An 18,142-nucleotide genomic window follows, 5' to 3' on the forward strand; every position below is an offset into this window, starting at 1 on the left:
GGAGTCGGCAGTTTGGTGTTATCGGCCGGCACCGCCCCTCTCCCTAACCCTCTCCCCAGCGGGGCGAGGGGATGAAAATCGGAGTTCGGCACCTCAAGCGCGGGAATCCCAACCTAGCCATAAAAAAACCGGACATCTGTCCGGTTTTTTATGGCCGTTTGGCGATCAGTTGCCGCGCGTGACGTTCAGCCCCTTGAGCAGGTTGAGCGCTTGGCCGAGTTGGTAGTCATCGTCCTGCGGGCGCGGGGTTGTCGCGGCCTTCTTGCCGGTCGGCTTGTCTGCGCCGCCGTTGCCATTGCCCAGGTGGCCGGCCAGATCGGCTTCCTTGTAGATCTCGCCGTCCTGCTCGCGGGTGATCTTGGCGCGGGTGACTTCGACATCCGGGTTGATGCCTTGCGCCTGGATCGAGCGGCCGTTGGGGGTGAAGTACAGTGCCGTGGTGATCTTCAGCGCGCGCTCGTTGCTCAGCGGCAGCACGGTTTGCACCGAGCCTTTACCGAAGCTGTCGGTGCCCATGAGGATCGCGCGTTTGTGGTCCTGCAGGGCGCCGGCGACGATCTCCGAAGCCGAGGCGCTGCCGCCGTTGATCAATACCACCAGCGGCACACCTTCGCTGGCGTCGGCTGGATCGGCGGAGAAGCGCAGCTCGGAGTTGGCGATGCGGCCTTTGGTGTAGACAATTAGACCCTTCTTGAGGAAGTGGTCGGCGACTTCCACCGCGGCCTGCAGCACGCCGCCGGGGTTGTTGCGCAGGTCGAGGACCAGGCCCTGCAGGCGCTTGCCGCCATTGTCCTTCTTCAGCTTGGCCAGCGCCTTGCCGACTTCCTCGCCGGTGGCGACCTGGAACTGGGTGATGCGCAGGTAGCCGTAGCCGTTCTCCAGCAGCTGGCTCTTGACGCTCTTGACCTTGATCACCGCACGGGTCAGTTCCAGGTCGAACGGTTGGCCGCCTTCGCGAACCAGGGTCAGCTCGATTTTCTGTCCGGGTTTGCCGCGCATCTTGTCGACGGCTTCCATCATCGACAGACCCTTGGTCGGTTGACCGTCGATCTTGATGATCAGGTCGCCGGGCTGGATGCCGGCCTTGGACGCCGGGGTATCGTCGATCGGCGAGACGACTTTGACGAAGCCGTCTTCGATGCCGACCTCGATGCCCAGGCCGCCGAATTCACCGCTGGTGCTTTCCTGCAACTCCTGGAAATCTTCCGGGCCGAGATAGGCGGAGTGCGGATCGAGGTTGCTGAGCATGCCCTTGATGGCGTTTTCCAGCAGGGTCTTGTCGTCCACTGGCTCGACATAGGCGGCCTTGATGCGGTCGAGAACCTCGGCAAAGGTCCGCAGCTCATCCAATGGCAGCGGCGCTTGGTCCTTGGCGACAGGGCTGGCGACGGGCGTGGCGGGCTGGGCGGCCTGCAGCAGCGGCGCACCGAGCATGAACGCGAACGCCATGGCCAGGGAGGTGAGGCGGGACGAGTGCGGCATGTTGGACTGACTCCTAGAAATTGTGGCGCTACTGATACGCGGGCTTCCTAGCCTTGTGCGCGGCACCACTGGGCAGGATCGCTCGGGCGACCCTGCTGACGAATCGCAAAATACAGCGCCGGGGTGGCTTGGCCGCCGCTGGTACCGACGGTCGCAATGGCTTCGCCGGCTTTGACGACGTCGCCGGCATCTTTCAACAGGCTCTGGTTGTGACCATAGAGGCTCAGGTAGCCGTTGCCATGATCCAGAATGACCAGAAGCCCAGCACCACGCAACCAGTCGGCGAACACTACGCGGCCGCCATGCACGGCATGCACTTGGCTGCCGGCGCTGGCGCCGATTAATACGCCGTCCCATTTGCTCCGAGCGTCATCGCCGCGCGGGGTTCCATATCGCGCAACCAGACGTCCATTGATTGGCCACGGTAATTTGCCGCGCGCCTGGCCAAAGGGGCCGCCGTAGTTGGCGCCAGTGCTGGAAACCAACGGCCCGCTGACGCTGGCCGGCTTGCCGCTGCGGGTCGGCTGGCTGGCGGCTAGGCGCTGTTGTTCCGCCTCGCGTAAGCGGGCGGCTTCGGCGGCCTTGGCTTCGCGTTCCTGGCGGGCCAGGGTTTCTTCGATGGTTTTCAGCACGCGGCCGAACTGTGCCTGATCCTGTTCGCGAGACTTGAGCTTCTGACCGCGCTCCCGCGCCTGCTGGCCAAGTTTGGCGAGGGCCAGCTGACGTTGCTTGCGGACTTGCGCTAGCGCGTCGCGGCGGCCATCCAGGGCGGCTTTCTGTTCGCTCAGGCGGCTTTGCTGGGTGCCGATGTCCTGCTCGATATTGGCCAGCTGGCGCAGCGTTTCGTTGAACGTTTGCAGCTGCTCTAGGCGCGCCTGGCCGAGATATTCGTAGTAGGTGAGGGTGCGCGAGAATTTTTCTGGCTGCTGCTGGTTGAGCAGCAGGCGCAGCGGCTCCTGATTGCCGGCCTGATAGGCGGCGCGCGCCTGGATGCCGATCAGGCGTTGCTGTTCAAGGCGCGCCTCGTCGAGTTTTTTTTTCTCGCTATCCAGGCGCTGCAGTTCGGACTCGCCGTCCTTGAGCTCTTCCTGCAGCGATTTGACCTGTTTTTCCAGGCCGCCCATCTCGGTTTCCGTCTGCCGCAGCTGTTTCTGCACGCCGGACTTTTCCTGCTCGATCTGTTTGAGCAGCTTTTTCAGTTCATCGACGTCTTTGCGTGCCGCTTCCAGCTGCTGCTGGGTTTCCGCACGCTGGTCGGCCATCACAGGGCTGAGCAGGCAAAGGCAAAGAAAGGCAAGCAGGGCGCGAGACATGGGGTGAGTGACACCGAGGGGAGGGGAGGACCGGCTTAGTATGCCCGCCGCGCGAGGCAAAAAAAACGTCCACGCCGCGGATAGCGTGGTCTGGATGCGAATAAGCGATCGGGCGCCGATTAGCGGTGTCTAAAACAACAACCCCGGTTTTCGCCGGGGTTGTTGTGGAGCGCTTAGGCCAGCTCGATGATGCTGGTGCCGGTCATTTCCACCGGCTTTTCCAGGCCCATCAGGGTCAGCATGGTCGGTGCCACATCGGCCAGCACGCCGCCCTCACGCAGGAGCACCGCGCGCTTGCCGATATAGATGAAGGGCACCGGCTCGCAGGTGTGGGCGGTATGCGCCTGACCGGTGCACTCGTCTTCCATCTGCTCGACGTTGCCGTGGTCGGCGGTGATCAGCGCTTCGCCACCGACCTTGTCCAGCGCGGCGACGATGCGCCCGACGCAGCCATCCAGGCATTCCACCGCCGCGACGGCGGCGGCGAACACGCCGGTATGGCCGACCATATCGCCGTTGGCGTAGTTGACGATGATCACGTCGTAACGCTGTTGTTCGATGGCTTCGACGATGCGATCGGTGACTTCCGGCGCGCTCATTTCCGGCTGGAGGTCGTAGGTGGCGACGTTTGGCGACGGGATGAGGATGCGTTCTTCGCCCACGAACGGCTCTTCACGGCCGCCGGAGAAGAAGAAGGTGACGTGCGCATATTTCTCGGTTTCGGCGATGCGCAGTTGGGTCTTGCCGCATTTTTCCAGGTATTCGCCGAGCACGTTGTTCAGGCTGGACGGCGCGAAAGCGCTGGGCGCCTGGATGCTCGCGGCATACTGGGTGAGCATGATGTAGCCGGCCAACTGCGGTTGGCGGGCGCGGGCGAACTCCTGGAAATCCGGCTCGACGAAGGCGCGGGTCAACTCGCGGGCGCGGTCGGCGCGGAAGTTCATGAACACCACGGCGTCGCCGTCCTCCACCGATGCGGCGGCGCCGATGCGCGTGGCTTTGACGAATTCATCGCTCTCGCCACGTTCGTAAGCCGCTTGCAGACCCTCGAGCGCAGTGGCGGCGGCGAACTCGGCCTGGCTGTCGACGATCAGGTTGTAGGCCTGGGCAACGCGGTCCCAGCGGTTGTCGCGATCCATCGCGAAATAGCGGCCGATGATCGTCGCGATACGGCCTTTACCGAGATCGGCGAAGGTCGCATCGAGCAGCTCCAGCGACGGCTTGGCGCTCTTCGGCGGGGTGTCGCGGCCATCGAGGAAGGCGTGTAGGTAGATCTTCTCGGCACCACGCTGGGCGGCCAGCTCGGCCATCGCCACGAGATGGTCCTGATGGCTATGCACGCCGCCGTCGGACAGCAAGCCGAGAATATGTACGGCCTTGCCGGCGGCTACGGCCTGGTCGACCGCACCGGTGATGGTCGGATTGTGGAAGAACTCGCCATCGCGGATCGCCTTGGTCACCCGGGTGAAGTCCTGGTACACCACGCGCCCGGCACCGAGGTTCATGTGGCCGACCTCGGAGTTACCCATCTGCCCGTCCGGCAGGCCGACATCCATGCCGCTGCCGGAGATCAGGCTGTGCGGTTGGGTGGCGCGCAAACGGTCGTAAACCGGGGTGCGGGCGGCGTGGATGGCGTTGTATTCGGGGCTGTCGCTGTGACCGAAGCCGTCGAGGATGATCAGAACCAGCGGTTTTGGCGTTGCAGTCATGAGGTCGACTCGTTGCGCTAGGGGTGCGAAAAAAGACCGGCATTTTAAAGCCAAGTTCGCGTGGCGTCACCGCTGGACGGGGTTTGGCCGACCTTTGGGCGTGTGTATACTGGCCGCCATTTTACGGTTGTGGAACCACGCGATGCTTGCCCACCTGATTGAATTTATCTCTAACCACTATGTACTGAGCGCAATCTTCGTTGTGTTGCTGGCGCTGCTGGCCTACACCGAACTGAGCAAAGGCGGTAAAAGCCTGAGCAGTCGCGAGCTGACCGCCTTGGTCAACAGCGAAAACGGTGTGGTACTCGACATCCGCAACAGCAAGGATTTCGCCAGCGGGCATATCGTCGGGGCGCTGAACATCCCCTTCGACAAAGTTGCTACGCGGATCAGCGAGCTGGAGAAGTACAAGGCCAAGACCTTGGTCGTCGTCGACGCGATGGGCCAGCACGCCGGCACCGTTTGCCGCGATCTGAAGGCCGCTGGCTTCAACGCCGCCAAGTTGGGTGGCGGGATCGGCAGCTGGCGCGGCGACAATCTGCCGCTGGTGAAGTAAATGGCCGCGGTCGTCGTCTACTCCAGCGATTGGTGCCCTTACTGCATTCGCGCCAAGCAGCTGCTGGCGAGCAAGGGCGTGACCTTCGAGGAAATCCGCGTCGATGGCCAGCCGCAAGTGCGCGCCGAGATGACCCGCAAGGCCGGGCGCAGCTCGGTGCCGCAAATCTGGATCGGCAGCACGCATGTCGGCGGCTGCGACGATCTGTATGCTCTGGAGCGTGCCGGTAAACTGGATGCGCTGCTCAAATCCTGAACCGTACGTGTTAATCACCCTATAAGAAGAAGGCTTTTGCTATGACCGATCAAGTTACCAATGGCGCCGCTCAGGAAGAAAATCCACAGTTTTCGCTGCAGCGCATCTATGTCCGCGACCTGTCCTTCGAAGCGCCGAAAAGCCCGGAAATCTTCCGCCAGGAGTGGAATCCGAGCGTCGGTCTGGATCTGAACACCCGCCAAAAGGCGCTGGAAGGCGACTTCCATGAAGTGGTGCTGACCCTGTCGGTTACCGTGAAAACCGGCGAAGAAGTCGCCTTCATCGCTGAAGTGCAGCAGGCCGGGATCTTCCTGATCAAGGGTTTGGACGCCGCGGCGATGAGCCACACGCTCGGCGCCTTCTGCCCGAACATCCTCTTCCCCTACGCCCGCGAGACGCTGGACAGCCTGGTCACCCGTGGTTCGTTCCCGGCACTGATGCTGTCGCCGGTGAACTTCGACGCCCTGTACGGCCAGGAACTGGCGCGCATGCAGGCCGCTGGCGAGACTCCGGTTCAGGCCTGATCCGAGCCTGCTCAAGAAAACGCCGCTTCTCCTAGGGGGAAGCGGCGTTTTTGCATTCTGTAGGAGCGAATTTATTCGCGAGCATCAGACAGGCGCGTAGAGATCGCGAATAAATTCGCTCCTACCTCAGCTGGCCAGTCCCGCTCCGGCGAAGCCATGCTGGCGCCAGGCTTCGTAGACGGTCACCGCCACGGTGTTGGACAGGTTCAGGCTGCGGCAGCCGGGACGCATCGGCAGGCGGATGCGCTGCTCCGGCGGCAGAGCGTTGCGCACTTCCTCCGGCAGGCCGCGACTTTCCGGGCCGAACAGGAAGGCGTCGCCAGGCTGATACTGCACTTCATGAAAGCCGTGCGAGCCTTTGGTGGTGAAGGCGAACAGGCGCGGTTGGCCGAGACTTTCCAGGCAGCTGGCCAGATCGGCGTGGCGCTGCAGCGGGGCGTACTCGTGATAGTCCAGTCCGGCGCGGCGCAGGCGCTTGTCGTCCAGCTCGAAGCCAAGTGGCTCGATCAAATGCAGGCTGCAACCGCTGTTGGCGCACAGCCTGATAATGTTGCCGGTATTCGGTGGAATTTCCGGTTGGAAAAGGATGACGTGAAACATGCCCGGCTCCGCGCTTGATAACGAGCGGCATTCTACCCCTGAGACCCCGCGTCCGCAGATGGGTTGGCGCTTTATCGTCTCATTGGCGGTGTTCGGATTGCTGCTGGGGTTGATGCTCGGTCGCCTGAGTGGCCCGTCGGTAACCACGCTGGAAAAAGCCGAGGTGCAGGAGGGGCGCTTGCTGTTGTGGTTCGATCAGGAGCCGAGTGTGCGCGGTGAGTCGGTCCAGGGCGTGTTGGTGTTGCGTATCGAAGCCAGCGGTGCGGCACGCCACGGTCAACTGCAGATGGATGGCAAAACGGTGAACTGGCGGATAGCGAAGGGCAAGGGCGAGGAGGGTGGTTTGCTGGTAAACCTGGTCGCCGCCCGCCCGCTCCGCGGTGAATGGCGCGGCGCGGCGGTGGATGGGCGGTGGCGGCTGGAGATCAGTCCGCGAGAGGAATAAAAGAGGGGAATCCCCGGCCTGCCTGTACCAAGGTCCCCGAAACTGGGTGTCGTCCTATCCTATGCAGTGCGTGTGCCAGTTTTATTACATCGCCTGAAAAGGCCGAAATTAGTGGGCTGTAGCGGCTTCGCCGGTTTTTCCGATAGTAAAAGATGGGCCGGAATTGAACCGCGCGGGTGCGTGGCGTGCAGCGCGCGCGCTCGTGGTGGGCATTTTCGTGCGTAGAGCCCTGTAAGAGTGGACCCGGCCGCGATAGGTACGCGCGATCCACCAAAGGGCTTGGCCAGGTGGCGTTCCTACCGTCGTGGATTTTTCTCTATCCAATAAAGAACGGCGCAGTGAGCGCCGTTTTTTATTGGGGAGCAGGCTTAGGCCTCATCGCCCTCGTCATCGTCCGCGCCGTCGACCTTCATGCCCAGTTCCTTGATTTTGCGGGTCAAGGTGTTGCGACCCCAGCCGAGCAGTACGGCGGCGTCGCGGCGGCGGCCCGCGGTGTGCTTGAGGGCCGTTTCGATCATGATCCGCTCGAACGCCGGTACGGCGTTGTCGAGCAGGCTCGATTGGCCGCGCGCCAGGGCTTGATCAGCCCATTGGCGCAAAGCCTGCTCCCAGTTGGTCACCGGCACCGCATCGTGCTGCTGGGTCAGCAGTTCCGGCGGCAGGTCGTCGATATGCACCTCCCGTCCGGAGGCCATCACGGTGATCCAGCGGCAGGTGTTTTCCAGCTGGCGGACGTTGCCCTGCCACGGCAGGTTCTTCAGGTAATCCTCGGTTTCCACCTTGAGTAGCTTCGGCTCCACCGCCAGCTCCAGAGCGGCGCGGCTGAGGAAGTGGCGGGCCAGAGTGGGAATGTCTTCACGCCGGTCTGACAGTCGCGGGATATGAATGCGGATGACGTTGAGGCGATGGAACAAGTCCTCGCGGAACTTGCCGGCCTGCACCAGCGACTCGAGGTTCTGGTGGGTCGCGGCGATGATGCGCACATCGACCTTGACCGGCGTATGGCCGCCAACCCGATAGAACTCGCCGTCGGCCAGGACGCGCAGCAGGCGAGTCTGGGTATCCGCCGGCATATCGCCGATTTCGTCGAGGAACAGCGTGCCGCCGTCGGCCTGCTCGAAGCGCCCACGGCGCTGGTTGGCGGCGCCGGTGAAGGCGCCTTTCTCATGGCCGAACAGCTCGGACTCCATCAGATCCTTGGGAATCGCCGCCATGTTCAGCGCGATGAACGGCGCGGCCGCGCGTGGGCTGTGGCGATGCAGGGCATGCGCGACCAGCTCTTTGCCGGTACCCGACTCACCATTGATCAGCACCGTGATGTTCGAGTGGCTGAGGCGGCCGATGGCGCGAAACACTTCCTGCATCGCCGGCGCTTCGCCGATGATTTCCGGGGTGCGCGTTTGTTCTACCGGGATCTGCAGGCCTTGTTGTTCCTGCGCATGCAGATAGGCGCGCTTGACTAGCGACACCGCTTCATCGACATCGAAGGGCTTGGGCAGATACTCAAAAGCCCCGCCTTGATAGGAGGCGACCGCGCTTTCCAGATCAGAATGGGCGGTCATGATGATCACCGGCAGACGCGGATACAGCTCGCGGATACGCGCCAGCAAGTCGAGGCCGCTGGCGCCCGGCATGCGGATGTCGGAAACGATCACATCGGGCTGCTGCCGAGTGAGACGATTGAGCAGGCCATCGGCGCTTTCGAAGCAGGTAGTCGTCATCCCTTCCTGTTGCAGCGCCTTCTCCAATACCCAGCGGATGGAGCGATCGTCATCGACAATCCAGACGGTTTCACTGCGGCTCATGACGGGCTGACTCCTTGTTCCAGCGGCAGGAAGATCGAGAACACGGTATGCCCGGGGTGGCTCTCGCACTCGATCAGGCCTTGGTGCTGACTGATGATGTTCTGGGTGATGGCCAGGCCGAGCCCGGTACCGTCCGGGCGGCCGCTGACCATGGGATAGAAGATGGTGTCTTGCAGCTCCGGCGGAATGCCGGGGCCGTTATCGATGATTTCGACCTTGGTCACCAGGCGGTGGCGCGTGTGGCCAATGGTGAACTGGCGCAGCGTGCGCGTACGCAGACTGATGCGGCCCAGGCGCAACTCGTTCTGCGTGCCGATTGCCTGCATCGCATTGCGCACGATGTTGAGCACCGCCTGGATCATCTGTTCGCGGTCGATCAATACATCTGGAATGCTCGGATCGTAGTCGCGGATCAGGGTGATGCCGCCCTGGGTTTCTGCTTCGACCAGGCTGGAAACCCGCTCGAGGACTTCATGGACATTGGTCAGCGCCAAGCGCGGTAGCTTGTTCGAGCCGAGCATCCGATCGACCAGGTTCCGTAGGCGATCGGCTTCCTCGATGATCACGTTGGTGTAGTCGCGGAGGCTCTCTTCCGGCAGTTCGCGGGCTAACAACTGTGCCGCTCCGCGGATGCCGCCGAGCGGATTCTTGATTTCGTGAGCCAGGCCGCGCACCAGCAATTTGGTGGTTTCCTGCTTGGAGAGCTGCGCCTCTTCTTTGGTGATGCGCAGCAGTCGATCGCGCGGCAGCACTTCCAGTAGCAAGAGGGTTTCACCGCGATTGGGAATCGGCGTGACGGAGTAGTCGACCGTCAAGGTCTGCCCGGTCAGTGCGGTCAGCACCGCTTCCCGCTTGTTGAACGGGTGGGCTTCTTCGACGGCTTGGCGCAGCGAGGCCAAGGCTTCGGGCGATTCGGTGAAAAGTTCGCTGATGAACTGTCCATGACTGCGCTGACCGCTGACGGCCAGGAGCATTTCCGCGGCGGGGTTCATGTACTCGACGCGCAGTTCGGCATTGAGCAGCAGAGTCGCGGTGGTCAGGTTGTCGAGCAACAGGCGGTGCAGTGCGTCGTTAATGATCATAGGCAGCTTCCGGAGTTGGGTCGGAAAATGCAAAAAACAAACCAAAGCCCTGAAAAGACGCGTGAAAAAAGGGCGCCCCAGGCTTTGCGGCTGCTTATCAGCGCGAGCGGTGGAAATGGCGAACCAAAATGGGGATGTCGAAAAATCTATTGGAGCATATCGCACCATTGCGGTGCGTATGCGTTGTTTAGAAGAACGGCAGAATGCTTGATTCTTCCTCGGGCTTGTCCTTGAGCGGGCATTCCGGGCGGTTGCCGTAATCCTCTTTGGCGCAGGGCTTGATCTGGCGCTTCTGCTCCAGCGAGGTGCGCAGGATGTGCACCGGTTGGCTGGGCGTGCGCTCAAGCGTGCGGCCCTGAGCATCGAGAATCTCAACAGCCAGCTGATGGGTGCCGCGATCCAGATTGGTCAGCGGAAACACCGGGCTGCGACTTGGGGCAGTGGCTGCCTGCCCGTCCAGCAATAACTGATAGCTGTGACCCGGCAGTAGGCCGGGTTCGCTGGTGGCGGTGACGATCAGCTCGCCAGAGCTGCCGTTTTGCACGGTCGCATCCGGCTGCGGGACGAGGATGCGCAACAGCTGGTAACTCTGTGGGAGCGTGGTGGCCGCCTGTACTACGGCTGGCGCACTGGGCTGGGGAGCGCCTATGCCATTGGTAGGCGGCAGTTGCAGGCGTTCGGCGTTGCCGCCATGCGGTCGGTCGGTGAATACCCGATTACCTTCGGCGTCGATATAGGTGTAGACCTCGGCCGCAGCGGGCAGGCCAAGCAAAATCAGGCTGAAAAGAATCGCGCGCATGGCTCAGGGCTTAGGTTTTGGGCGCTGGGCCGGGCTGCTGGTATTTACCCGTTGAACGGTGAACGTCTCGGTGTTGCTGATCTGGATCGACTGATCGCCGCTGAGGATTTCCACTGCCAAGCTGTGCTCGCCACGGTCGATATTGACCAATTGCAAGCGCGGCACGGGGCTGGGTACGCCATAAGGTTGGCCGTCGAGCAGCAGGCGCAGGAGGTGACCGCTCTGCAGTTGCGGCTGCAGCTCCACATCTACGCTGAAGGTGCCGTTGTTGGCGCGTAAGGCATCGTCGTTGGGGATGTTGATCAGGCGCAGCATGCGATAAGCGGCTTGCTTGGCTTGGGCAGCTGGATTGGTGTCGGCACTGGTGGTCGGCTTTTGCATTTCGACGGTGTTGGTCGGCGGCAGCTCGACGGGTTTGCTGTTCGCCCCGTCCGGCGGTTGGTTGGTGTACACCGTGTTGCCCTTGGCGTCGGTGTATTTATAGATCTGCGCACTGACCGGTAGGGTCATGGCGAGGATGAGGCCGGCGACAAGCAAGCGCATGAGGCGTCTCCAAGATGGGATGCGGTTAGCCTTGCATCGCGAGGCGCGACTGGCAAGGAAAACCCGGTGGCCGCGGCTGCTTCTGGCAGGCCTGGGGCTTGGGTTGCAGCGGATTATCCTACCAGCGGGCCAGGCTTTCCTAAGCGCACCAATTCGCAGAGCGGGTTTTTCCCTGGCTGCGAGCTAATTGCGCCCATAAAAAAGGCCTCCCGGAGGAGGCCTTAATTCAGCTGGGCTGGATTAGACGCTGTAGTACAGGTCGTATTCCAGCGGGTGCACGAAGGTGCGCACCTTGATCTCTTCTTCGCTCTTCAGCTCGATGTAGGCATCGATGAAGTCGTCGGAGAACACGCCGCCTTTGGTCAAGAACGCACGGCCCTTGTCCAGTTCTTCCAGAGCTTCTTTCAGGCTGCCGCACACCTGCGGGATCAGCTTGCCTTCTTCCGGCGGCAGGTCGTACAGGTTCTTGTCCGCTGCATCGCCAGGGTGGATTTTGTTCTGGATACCGTCCAGGCCGGCCATCAGCAGAGCTGCGAAGGCCAGGTACGGGTTGGCAGCTGGGTCCGGGAAGCGCGCTTCGATACGGCGGGCTTTCGGGCTGGAGACGTACGGGATACGGATCGAGGCGGAACGGTTGCGAGCCGAGTAGGCCAGCATGACCGGAGCTTCGAAGCCCGGAACCAGACGCTTGTAGGAGTTGGTCGCCGGGTTGGTGAAGCCGTTCAGGGCCTTACCGTGCTTGATGATGCCGCCGATGAAGTACAGGGCGGTGTCGGACAGGCCGGCATAGCCTTCGCCAGCGAAGGTGTTCTTGCCATCTTTGGCGATCGACAGGTGTACGTGCATACCCGAGCCATTGTCGCCATACAGCGGCTTCGGCATGAAGGTAGCGGTTTTGCCGTACGCGTCGGCAACGTTGTGCACGCAGTACTTCAGGGTCTGAACTTCGTCAGCCTTGGCGACCAGGGTGTTGAACTTCACGCCAATTTCGTTCTGACCGGCAGTCGCCACTTCGTGGTGGTGAACTTCGATGATCAGGCCCATTTCTTCCATGGCATTACACATGGAGGTACGGATTTCGTGGTCGTGGTCGCACGGCGGAACCGGGAAGTAACCACCTTTGACGGCCGGGCGGTGGCCCTTGTTGCCGCCTTCGACGTCCTGGTCGGTCATCCACGAGCCTTGCTCGGAGATGATCTTGAACATCGAGCCGGAGATGTCGGATTTGAATTTGACTTGGTCGAAGATGAAGAACTCTGGCTCCGGACCAACGAATACGGTGTCACCGATACCGGTGGTTTTCAGGTATTCCTCGGCGCGCTTGGCGATGGAGCGCGGGTCACGGTCGTAGCCTTGCATGGTGCTCGGCTCGATGATGTCGCAGACCAGAATCAGGGTCGGCTCTTCGGTGAACGGGTCCAGAACGGCAGTTTCGTCAACCGGCAGCAGGATCATGTCGGAGGCTTCGATGCCTTTCCAGCCATGAATGGACGAGCCGTCGAACATCTTGCCGACTTCGAAGAATTCGTCGTCCAGCGCGTCGCGTGCCGGCATGGTCACGTGATGCTGTTTGCCTTTGGTGTCGGTGAAGCGCAGGTCAACCCACTTCACGTCGTGTTCTTTGATTAGTTGAAGCGCCTTCGACATGCTGTCCTCCAGGTGGAAAGGGGCTGTACGTAATGAGCCCTACAAATACTTGTGAAACCAGGCGGCATGTTCCGCCTCAGTAGCCTGCCTCACAAGAGAGCAAATAGTATGCCAGTGCTCTAGTTTGGGTGGAACGCCTGGAGTGTAGGAATGACGGGGCCTGTGGGGCTGATTTAGACGAAATGACGCACCGTTTTGATGCGTATGGTTTTCCGTGTGTTCCAACTCGGTGCGTTAGATCATCGCTTGTGCAAAGTTGATTAAACCTTGAGCAATTTCCGCTATAATCCGCGCCCCTGTTTTTCGGCCTCGCTTACGCGCGTTGTTTTCATGAAACTGATCGTCAAAGTCTTCCCAGAAATCACCATCAAAAGCCGCCCGGTGCGTAAGCACTTCATCCGGCAGCTGGCGAAGAACATCCGCACGGTGTTGCGCGACCTCGACCCGCAGTTGGTGGTCAGTGGCGCCTGGGACAACCTCGAAGTGCATAGCTCCTTGAGCGAGCCGAAAGTGCTGCGCGAGATGATCGAACGGCTGAAATGCACGCCAGGTATCGGTCAGTTCCTCGAAGTGCACGAATATCCGCTGGGCGATTTCGACGACATCGTCGAGAAGTGCAAGCAGCATTACGGCGATCAGCTGCCCGGGAAAAATTTCGTGGTGCGCTGCAAGCGTGCCGGCAAGCACGACTTCACCTCCATCGAGGTGGAGCGTTATGTCGGCAGCCAGCTGCGCCAGCAATGCGACGCCGCCGGCATTTCGCTGAAGCAGCCGGACGTCGTGGTGCGTATGGAAATCCGCGACCAGCGTCTGTTCGTCGTGCATAAACAGCACAACTGCATCGGCGGTTATCCGCTGGGCACTATCGAGCATTGTCTGGTGCTGATGTCTGGTGGTTTCGACTCCACCGTGGCGGCTTATCAAATGATGCGTCGCGGCCTGGTCAGCCATTTCTGCTTCTTTAATCTAGGCGGCCGCGCCCATGAGCTGGGGGTGATGGAGGTCGCCCACTACCTGTGGGACAAGTACGGCCGTTCCCAGCGCGTACTGTTCGTGTCGGTGCCGTTCGAGGAAGTGGTCGGCGAGATTCTCGGCAAGGTCGACAACAGCCACATGGGCGTGATCCTCAAACGCATGATGCTGCGCGCCGCCACCGACATTGCCGATCGTTTGAAAATCGATGCGCTGGTCACCGGCGAGGCGATTTCCCAGGTTTCCAGCCAGACCCTGCCGAACCTGGCGGTGATTGACGCGGCCACCGAGAAGTTGGTGATGCGCCCGCTGATCGCCGCCCACAAGCAAGACATCATCGATACCGCTTACGAGATCGGCACCGCCGAATTCGCCAAGCACATGCCGGAATATTGCGGCGTCATCTCGGTCAATCCGACCACTCGGGCCAAGCGCGATCGCGTCGAATACGAGGAACGTCAGTTCGATATGGCGGTCCTCGAGCGGGCGCTGGAGCGCGCGCGGCTGGTGGCAATCGACCGAGTGATCGACGAGCTGGGCGAAGACGTGCAGGTCGAGGAGCTGGCCGAGGCGCTGCCGGGGCAGATCATTCTCGACATCCGCCACCCGGATGCCGCCGAAGATGAACCGCTGGAGCTGTCGGGCATCGAAGTACAGGCACTGCCGTTCTTCGCCCTCAACAGCCGCTTCAAGAACCTGGATGACACCCGCCAGTACCTGCTGTATTGCGACAAGGGTGTGATGAGTCGCCTGCATGCCCATCATTTGCTCAGCGAGGGGCATACCAATGTGCGTGTTTATCGTCCGGCTTAAACAGCCTGGGCTGTTTGGCGGCAGTATCCGCCATCGCCCCCCCGACCCGAACTGAACAATCACTGCATTGCTTTTCATATTGGCCGCCCAGAATCGCGGCACCTGAATCCCTAATCGAGACGACATCGTGATCGAAAATCTACGCAACATCGCCATCATCGCCCACGTCGACCATGGCAAAACCACCCTGGTTGACAAGCTGCTGCGCCTGTCCGGCACCCTGGACCGTAAAGAGCTGGAATCCGAGCGCGTGATGGACAGCAACGACCAGGAAAAAGAGCGTGGCATCACCATCCTGGCCAAAAACACCGCCCTGAAATGGAACGGCTACGACATCAACATCGTCGACACCCCCGGCCACGCCGACTTCGGCGGTGAAGTTGAGCGCGTGATGTCGATGGTCGACTCCGTGCTGCTGGTGGTCGATGCCCAAGACGGCCCGATGCCGCAGACCCGTTTCGTGACCCAGAAGGCGTTCAAGGCCGGCCTGCGTCCGATCGTGGTGATCAACAAGATCGACCGTCCGGGCGCGCGTCCGGACTGGGTTGTCGACCAGATCTTCGACCTGTTCGACAACCTCGGTGCCACCGAAGAGCAACTGGACTTCCCGATCGTCTACGCCAGCGCCCTGAACGGCATTGCCGGCCTCGACCACGAGAACATGGACGAGCACATGGATGCTCTGTTCCAGGCCATCGTCGACCACGTGCCGACCCCGGCTGTCGACATCGACGGTCCGTTCCAGATGCAGATCTCCCAGCTGGACTACAACAGCTTCCTCGGCGTCATCGGTATCGGCCGTATCGCTCGCGGCAAGGTCAAAACCAATACCCCAGTGGTCGCCATCGGCGCCGACGGCAAGAAGCGTCAGGGCCGCATCCTGAAGATCATGGGTCACTCGGGTCTGCATCGCGTTGAAGTGGGCGAAGCCCAGGCTGGCGACATCGTCTGCGTCAGTGGCATGGACGAGCTGTACATCTCCGACACCCTGTGCGACATGAACAATGTCGAAGCCCTGCCGCCGCTGTCCGTCGACGAGCCGACCGTTTCCATGACCTTCCAGGTCAACGACTCGCCGTTCTGCGGTAAAGAAGGCAAGTTCGTTACCAGCCGCAACATCAAGGAGCGCCTGGAAAAAGAACTGCTGCACAACGTTGCCCTGCGCGTTCAGGAAGGCGATTCGGCAGACAAGTTCAAGGTCTCCGGCCGTGGTGAATTGCACCTCTCGGTACTGATCGAAACCATGCGCCGCGAAGGCTTCGAGATGGCTGTCGGCCGTCCGGAAGTGGTGATCAAGGAAGTCGACGGCGAGAAGCAAGAGCCGTACGAAAACGTCATCATCGACGTCGAAGAGCAGCACCAGGGCTCGCTGATGGAGCAGATGGGTCTGCGCAAGGGCGATCTGACCAACATGGTTCCGGATGGCAAAGGCCGTATCCGCCTGGAGTACACCATTCCGGCCCGTGGCCTGATCGGTTTCCGTAACGCCTTCCTGACCATGACCTCGGGCAGCGGCATCCTGACCTCGACCTTCAGCCACTACGGTTCGATCAAGTCGGGTGAAGTCGGCCACCGCCAGAACGGCGTACTGGTCTCGATGGCTACCGGCAAGGCGCTGACCTATTCGCTGGAAACCCTGCAGGATCGCGGCAAGCTGTTCCTCGAGCCGGGCCAGGACATCTACGAAGGCCAGTTGGCGGGTATCCACAGCCGCGACAACGACCTGGTGATCAACCCCACCAAAGGCAAGAAGCTTGACAACATGCGGGCTTCCGGCAAAGACGAAACCATCGCTCTGGTTCCGCCGATCAAGTTCACCCTTGAGCAGGCGCTGGAATTCATCGATGACGACGAACTGGTCGAAGTGACGCCGAAGTCGATCCGTCTGCGCAAGAAAGTGCTCAACGAGAACGAGCGTAAGCGCGCCAGCAAGAACTGATTGCTAACCGCTTGAAACAACGCCCCCGTCAGCTCTGCTGGCGGGGGCGTTGTTGTTTGTCAGGGCAGGACTGCGGTTGTCGCCATGGGGGCTGTGTTGTCATGCGGGTACGTCGCTCTGCCAGGCGTCTGGCGTTAAGCCGCGGACGATCCTTTCGGGCGTTGTGGCTTTTGCCGCCCTACGCTATGCGGCCTCAGTGTCCCCAACGCCCCGGTGCGTAGGAAAACACCGGCAGCGACCAGCCGAAGCGGATCGCCGAGAGGCGCAGCAGCAGGCCAGCGCTGAAGGAGGCGAGCAGGTTGATGTCGTGGTCGACGCCGCGCTCGCGCAGCGCCAGATAGAGCAGGGCGATCAGCAGCGACACGCTGGCGTACAGCTCGTGGCGCAGCACCTGCGGGGTGCGGTTGCAGAGGATGTCGCGGAGGATGCCACCGAAGATGCCGGTGATCAGTCCGGCCATCACCACTACCGGTTGGCTGTAGTTCAGCTCCAGGGCGACGTTGCAGCCAATCACCGTGAAGGCGATCAGGCCCACGGCGTCGAGTACCAGGAACAGCTGGCGCAGGTGGTGCATGAAGCGCGCGAGCAGCATGGCGCAGAGGCCGGCGCCGATGGTCACGTAGATGTACTGTGGGTGTTGGGTCCAGCCGACCGGATAGTGGCCGAGCAGAATGTCGCGCACGGTGCCGCCGCCGAGGGCGGTGAGGAAGGCGATCAGCGAGACGCCGAACAGGTCCATGTTGCGCCGCCCAGCGGCGAGCGCGCCGGACATGGCTTCGGCGCTGATGGCGATCAGATAGATATAGGTGAGCACACAGAGATCCCTGCGTTGTGCGCCCTCCCCCTGTCCTTGGTACCTGAGAGTTTACGCGGCGACCGGCCGCTTGCCCCTTCGGTGGGCCGCTCGCGGGCGGCCGCTCTCCAGTTGGCGATGATGTGAAGCCGCAGTAGGTTGGCCTGAGCGATTATGGGAGTTTGCGCCTTCGGCGGAGATGGCGGGCATCTCGCTCTCCTGCGGGGAGCGGAGTATACCGCACGGCGGCGGTGGGCTTGACGAGGTTTTTATGCCCGGCCCGCCAAGCCCTGAGCGAGCCTAGCGTCGGGCCGGCTCAGCCTTGGGCTTGAATGCGCAGTAGCCCGGCCGCGGGCCGATTTTCGGGTGATTGCGGCAGGTCTCCGGGCGCAAGTCGTAGATCGTACACAGGCGGCTCTTGCGATCCAGATACAGGCAGTCGTTGTTGCCCATGCGCACTAGCGTGTAGATCCCGGTTTTCTGGCTGAAGCGCTCGACGATGCCTTCTTTCATCAAGCGTTTGGCGATGTTCTTGGCCGGCTCGCTACGCTCGAACTCCTGAACCAGACCAATCCGCAGCAGATCGTTGAACTTCACTTCTACCGGCATGGTGCAGCAGGTGGAGTGGCAGCTGCTGCACATGGTTTTTTCGTATTTGATCCAGGTTTCGGTGCGATCGAGTTCGGCACCGATGATCAACAGGTTGTTCATGGAATCCACGGCTGGAGGCGAATTGCGGGCGCGCATGATAGCGGCGTTGGCGAAATTGTGAACAATTTTCCGCCGAACCGCCGGCCGATACACATAAGTACTGACGAGGCATTCGCGCCTTTTTGGTGTCACCCGAATGGTTGGCGCCCGCTGG

Annotated in this window: 17 protein-coding genes and 2 riboswitches; of the genes, 6 read left to right on the plus strand and 11 right to left on the minus strand. The window is 61.5% G+C overall.

The window, feature by feature from the left end; genetic code table 11:
* Positions 1-165: 165 nt before the first annotated feature.
* The 3 genes from NVV93_RS02030 to gpmI all read right to left on the minus strand — a co-directional run bounded on the left by NVV93_RS02030 (position 166) and on the right by gpmI (position 4,504).
* The gene (locus NVV93_RS02030) at positions 166-1,482 is read right to left on the minus strand and encodes a S41 family peptidase (protein WP_258252799.1); all 1,317 of its coding nucleotides are present in this window, start codon (positions 1,480-1,482) and stop codon (positions 166-168) included.
* 47 nt (positions 1,483-1,529) lie between these two features.
* Positions 1,530-2,795 carry a murein hydrolase activator EnvC gene (locus NVV93_RS02035; protein WP_258252800.1) on the minus strand — a complete coding sequence of 422 codons (1,266 nt, stop codon included), beginning with the start codon at positions 2,793-2,795 and terminating at the stop codon, positions 1,530-1,532.
* Between the two features lie 173 nt (positions 2,796-2,968).
* Positions 2,969-4,504 (minus strand): 2,3-bisphosphoglycerate-independent phosphoglycerate mutase, encoded by a 1,536-nt coding sequence (gene gpmI / locus NVV93_RS02040; RefSeq protein WP_258252801.1) that lies wholly within the window; start codon positions 4,502-4,504, stop codon positions 2,969-2,971.
* A gap of 142 nt (positions 4,505-4,646) precedes the next feature.
* On the opposite strand from gpmI, the gene NVV93_RS02045 reads away from it, so the two are divergent.
* Genes NVV93_RS02045 through secB form a run of 3 tightly spaced genes read left to right on the plus strand, consistent with a single transcriptional unit; the run spans position 4,647 to position 5,839 of the window.
* Positions 4,647-5,060 carry a rhodanese-like domain-containing protein gene (locus NVV93_RS02045; RefSeq protein WP_258252802.1) on the plus strand — a complete coding sequence of 138 codons (414 nt, stop codon included), beginning with the start codon at positions 4,647-4,649 and terminating at the stop codon, positions 5,058-5,060.
* A complete protein-coding gene (gene grxC / locus NVV93_RS02050) occupies positions 5,061-5,315 on the plus strand; it encodes a glutaredoxin 3 (RefSeq protein WP_258252803.1) in 255 nt (84 codons plus the stop codon). It abuts the gene before it with no gap.
* A 41-nt stretch (positions 5,316-5,356) separates the two neighbouring features.
* Positions 5,357-5,839, plus strand: a complete 483-nt coding sequence (secB, locus tag NVV93_RS02055; RefSeq protein ID WP_258252804.1) for a protein-export chaperone SecB — start codon at positions 5,357-5,359, stop codon at positions 5,837-5,839.
* Between the two features lie 126 nt (positions 5,840-5,965).
* Here secB and trmL read toward each other — a convergent pair whose 3' ends face one another.
* Complete coding sequence (trmL, locus tag NVV93_RS02060) at positions 5,966-6,439, minus strand: tRNA (uridine(34)/cytosine(34)/5-carboxymethylaminomethyluridine(34)-2'-O)-methyltransferase TrmL (RefSeq protein ID WP_258252805.1); 474 nt, start codon at positions 6,437-6,439, stop codon at positions 5,966-5,968.
* Here trmL and NVV93_RS02065 point away from each other — a divergent pair.
* A complete protein-coding gene (locus NVV93_RS02065) occupies positions 6,438-6,884 on the plus strand; it encodes a hypothetical protein (RefSeq protein WP_258252806.1) in 447 nt (148 codons plus the stop codon). The two genes, trmL and NVV93_RS02065, sit on opposite strands and share 2 nt — an antisense overlap.
* Positions 6,885-7,252: 368 nt before the next feature.
* Here NVV93_RS02065 and ntrC read toward each other — a convergent pair whose 3' ends face one another.
* The 5 genes from ntrC to glnA form a co-directional block, all read right to left on the minus strand.
* Positions 7,253-8,689 (minus strand): nitrogen regulation protein NR(I), encoded by a 1,437-nt coding sequence (gene ntrC, locus NVV93_RS02070; protein WP_258252807.1) that lies wholly within the window; start codon positions 8,687-8,689, stop codon positions 7,253-7,255.
* Positions 8,686-9,768, minus strand: coding sequence for a nitrogen regulation protein NR(II) (gene glnL, locus NVV93_RS02075; protein WP_258254264.1), 1,083 nt, complete (start codon positions 9,766-9,768; stop codon positions 8,686-8,688). Before glnL ends, ntrC begins: the two co-directional genes overlap by 4 nt.
* 190 nt (positions 9,769-9,958) lie before the next feature.
* Entirely contained in the window at positions 9,959-10,570 is a 612-nt protein-coding gene (locus tag NVV93_RS02080; protein ID WP_258252808.1) for a DUF4124 domain-containing protein, read from the minus strand.
* A 3-nt stretch (positions 10,571-10,573) separates the two neighbouring features.
* Positions 10,574-11,113, minus strand: a complete 540-nt coding sequence (locus NVV93_RS02085; RefSeq protein WP_258252809.1) for a DUF4124 domain-containing protein — start codon at positions 11,111-11,113, stop codon at positions 10,574-10,576.
* 240 nt (positions 11,114-11,353) lie between these two features.
* Complete coding sequence (glnA, locus tag NVV93_RS02090) at positions 11,354-12,760, minus strand: glutamate--ammonia ligase (RefSeq protein WP_258252810.1); 1,407 nt, start codon at positions 12,758-12,760, stop codon at positions 11,354-11,356.
* A 330-nt stretch (positions 12,761-13,090) separates the two neighbouring features.
* Here glnA and thiI point away from each other — a divergent pair, with 330 nt between their 5' ends.
* Positions 13,091-14,545: a tRNA uracil 4-sulfurtransferase ThiI gene (gene thiI, locus NVV93_RS02095; RefSeq protein WP_258252811.1), complete on the plus strand. Its 1,455-nt coding sequence runs from the start codon at positions 13,091-13,093 to the stop codon at positions 14,543-14,545.
* A gap of 127 nt (positions 14,546-14,672) precedes the next feature.
* Entirely contained in the window at positions 14,673-16,484 is a 1,812-nt protein-coding gene (gene typA / locus NVV93_RS02100; protein ID WP_258252812.1) for a translational GTPase TypA, read from the plus strand.
* Positions 16,485-16,677: 193 nt separating this feature from the next.
* Here the strand turns inward: typA and NVV93_RS02105 are convergent, their stop codons facing one another.
* The gene (locus NVV93_RS02105) at positions 16,678-17,256 is read right to left on the minus strand and encodes a trimeric intracellular cation channel family protein (RefSeq protein WP_258254265.1); all 579 of its coding nucleotides are present in this window, start codon (positions 17,254-17,256) and stop codon (positions 16,678-16,680) included.
* A gap of 62 nt (positions 17,257-17,318) precedes the next feature.
* Positions 17,319-17,419, minus strand: a riboswitch (glycine riboswitch).
* A riboswitch (glycine riboswitch) is annotated at positions 17,420-17,509 on the minus strand.
* A 68-nt stretch (positions 17,510-17,577) separates the two neighbouring features.
* Positions 17,578-17,988: a YkgJ family cysteine cluster protein gene (locus tag NVV93_RS02110; RefSeq protein ID WP_258252813.1), complete on the minus strand. Its 411-nt coding sequence runs from the start codon at positions 17,986-17,988 to the stop codon at positions 17,578-17,580.
* Positions 17,989-18,142: the final 154 nt, after the last annotated feature.

The organism is Pseudomonas sp. LS44 (assembly GCF_024730785.1).
In the GTDB taxonomy this organism is placed as follows: Bacteria; Pseudomonadota; Gammaproteobacteria; order Pseudomonadales; family Pseudomonadaceae; genus Aquipseudomonas.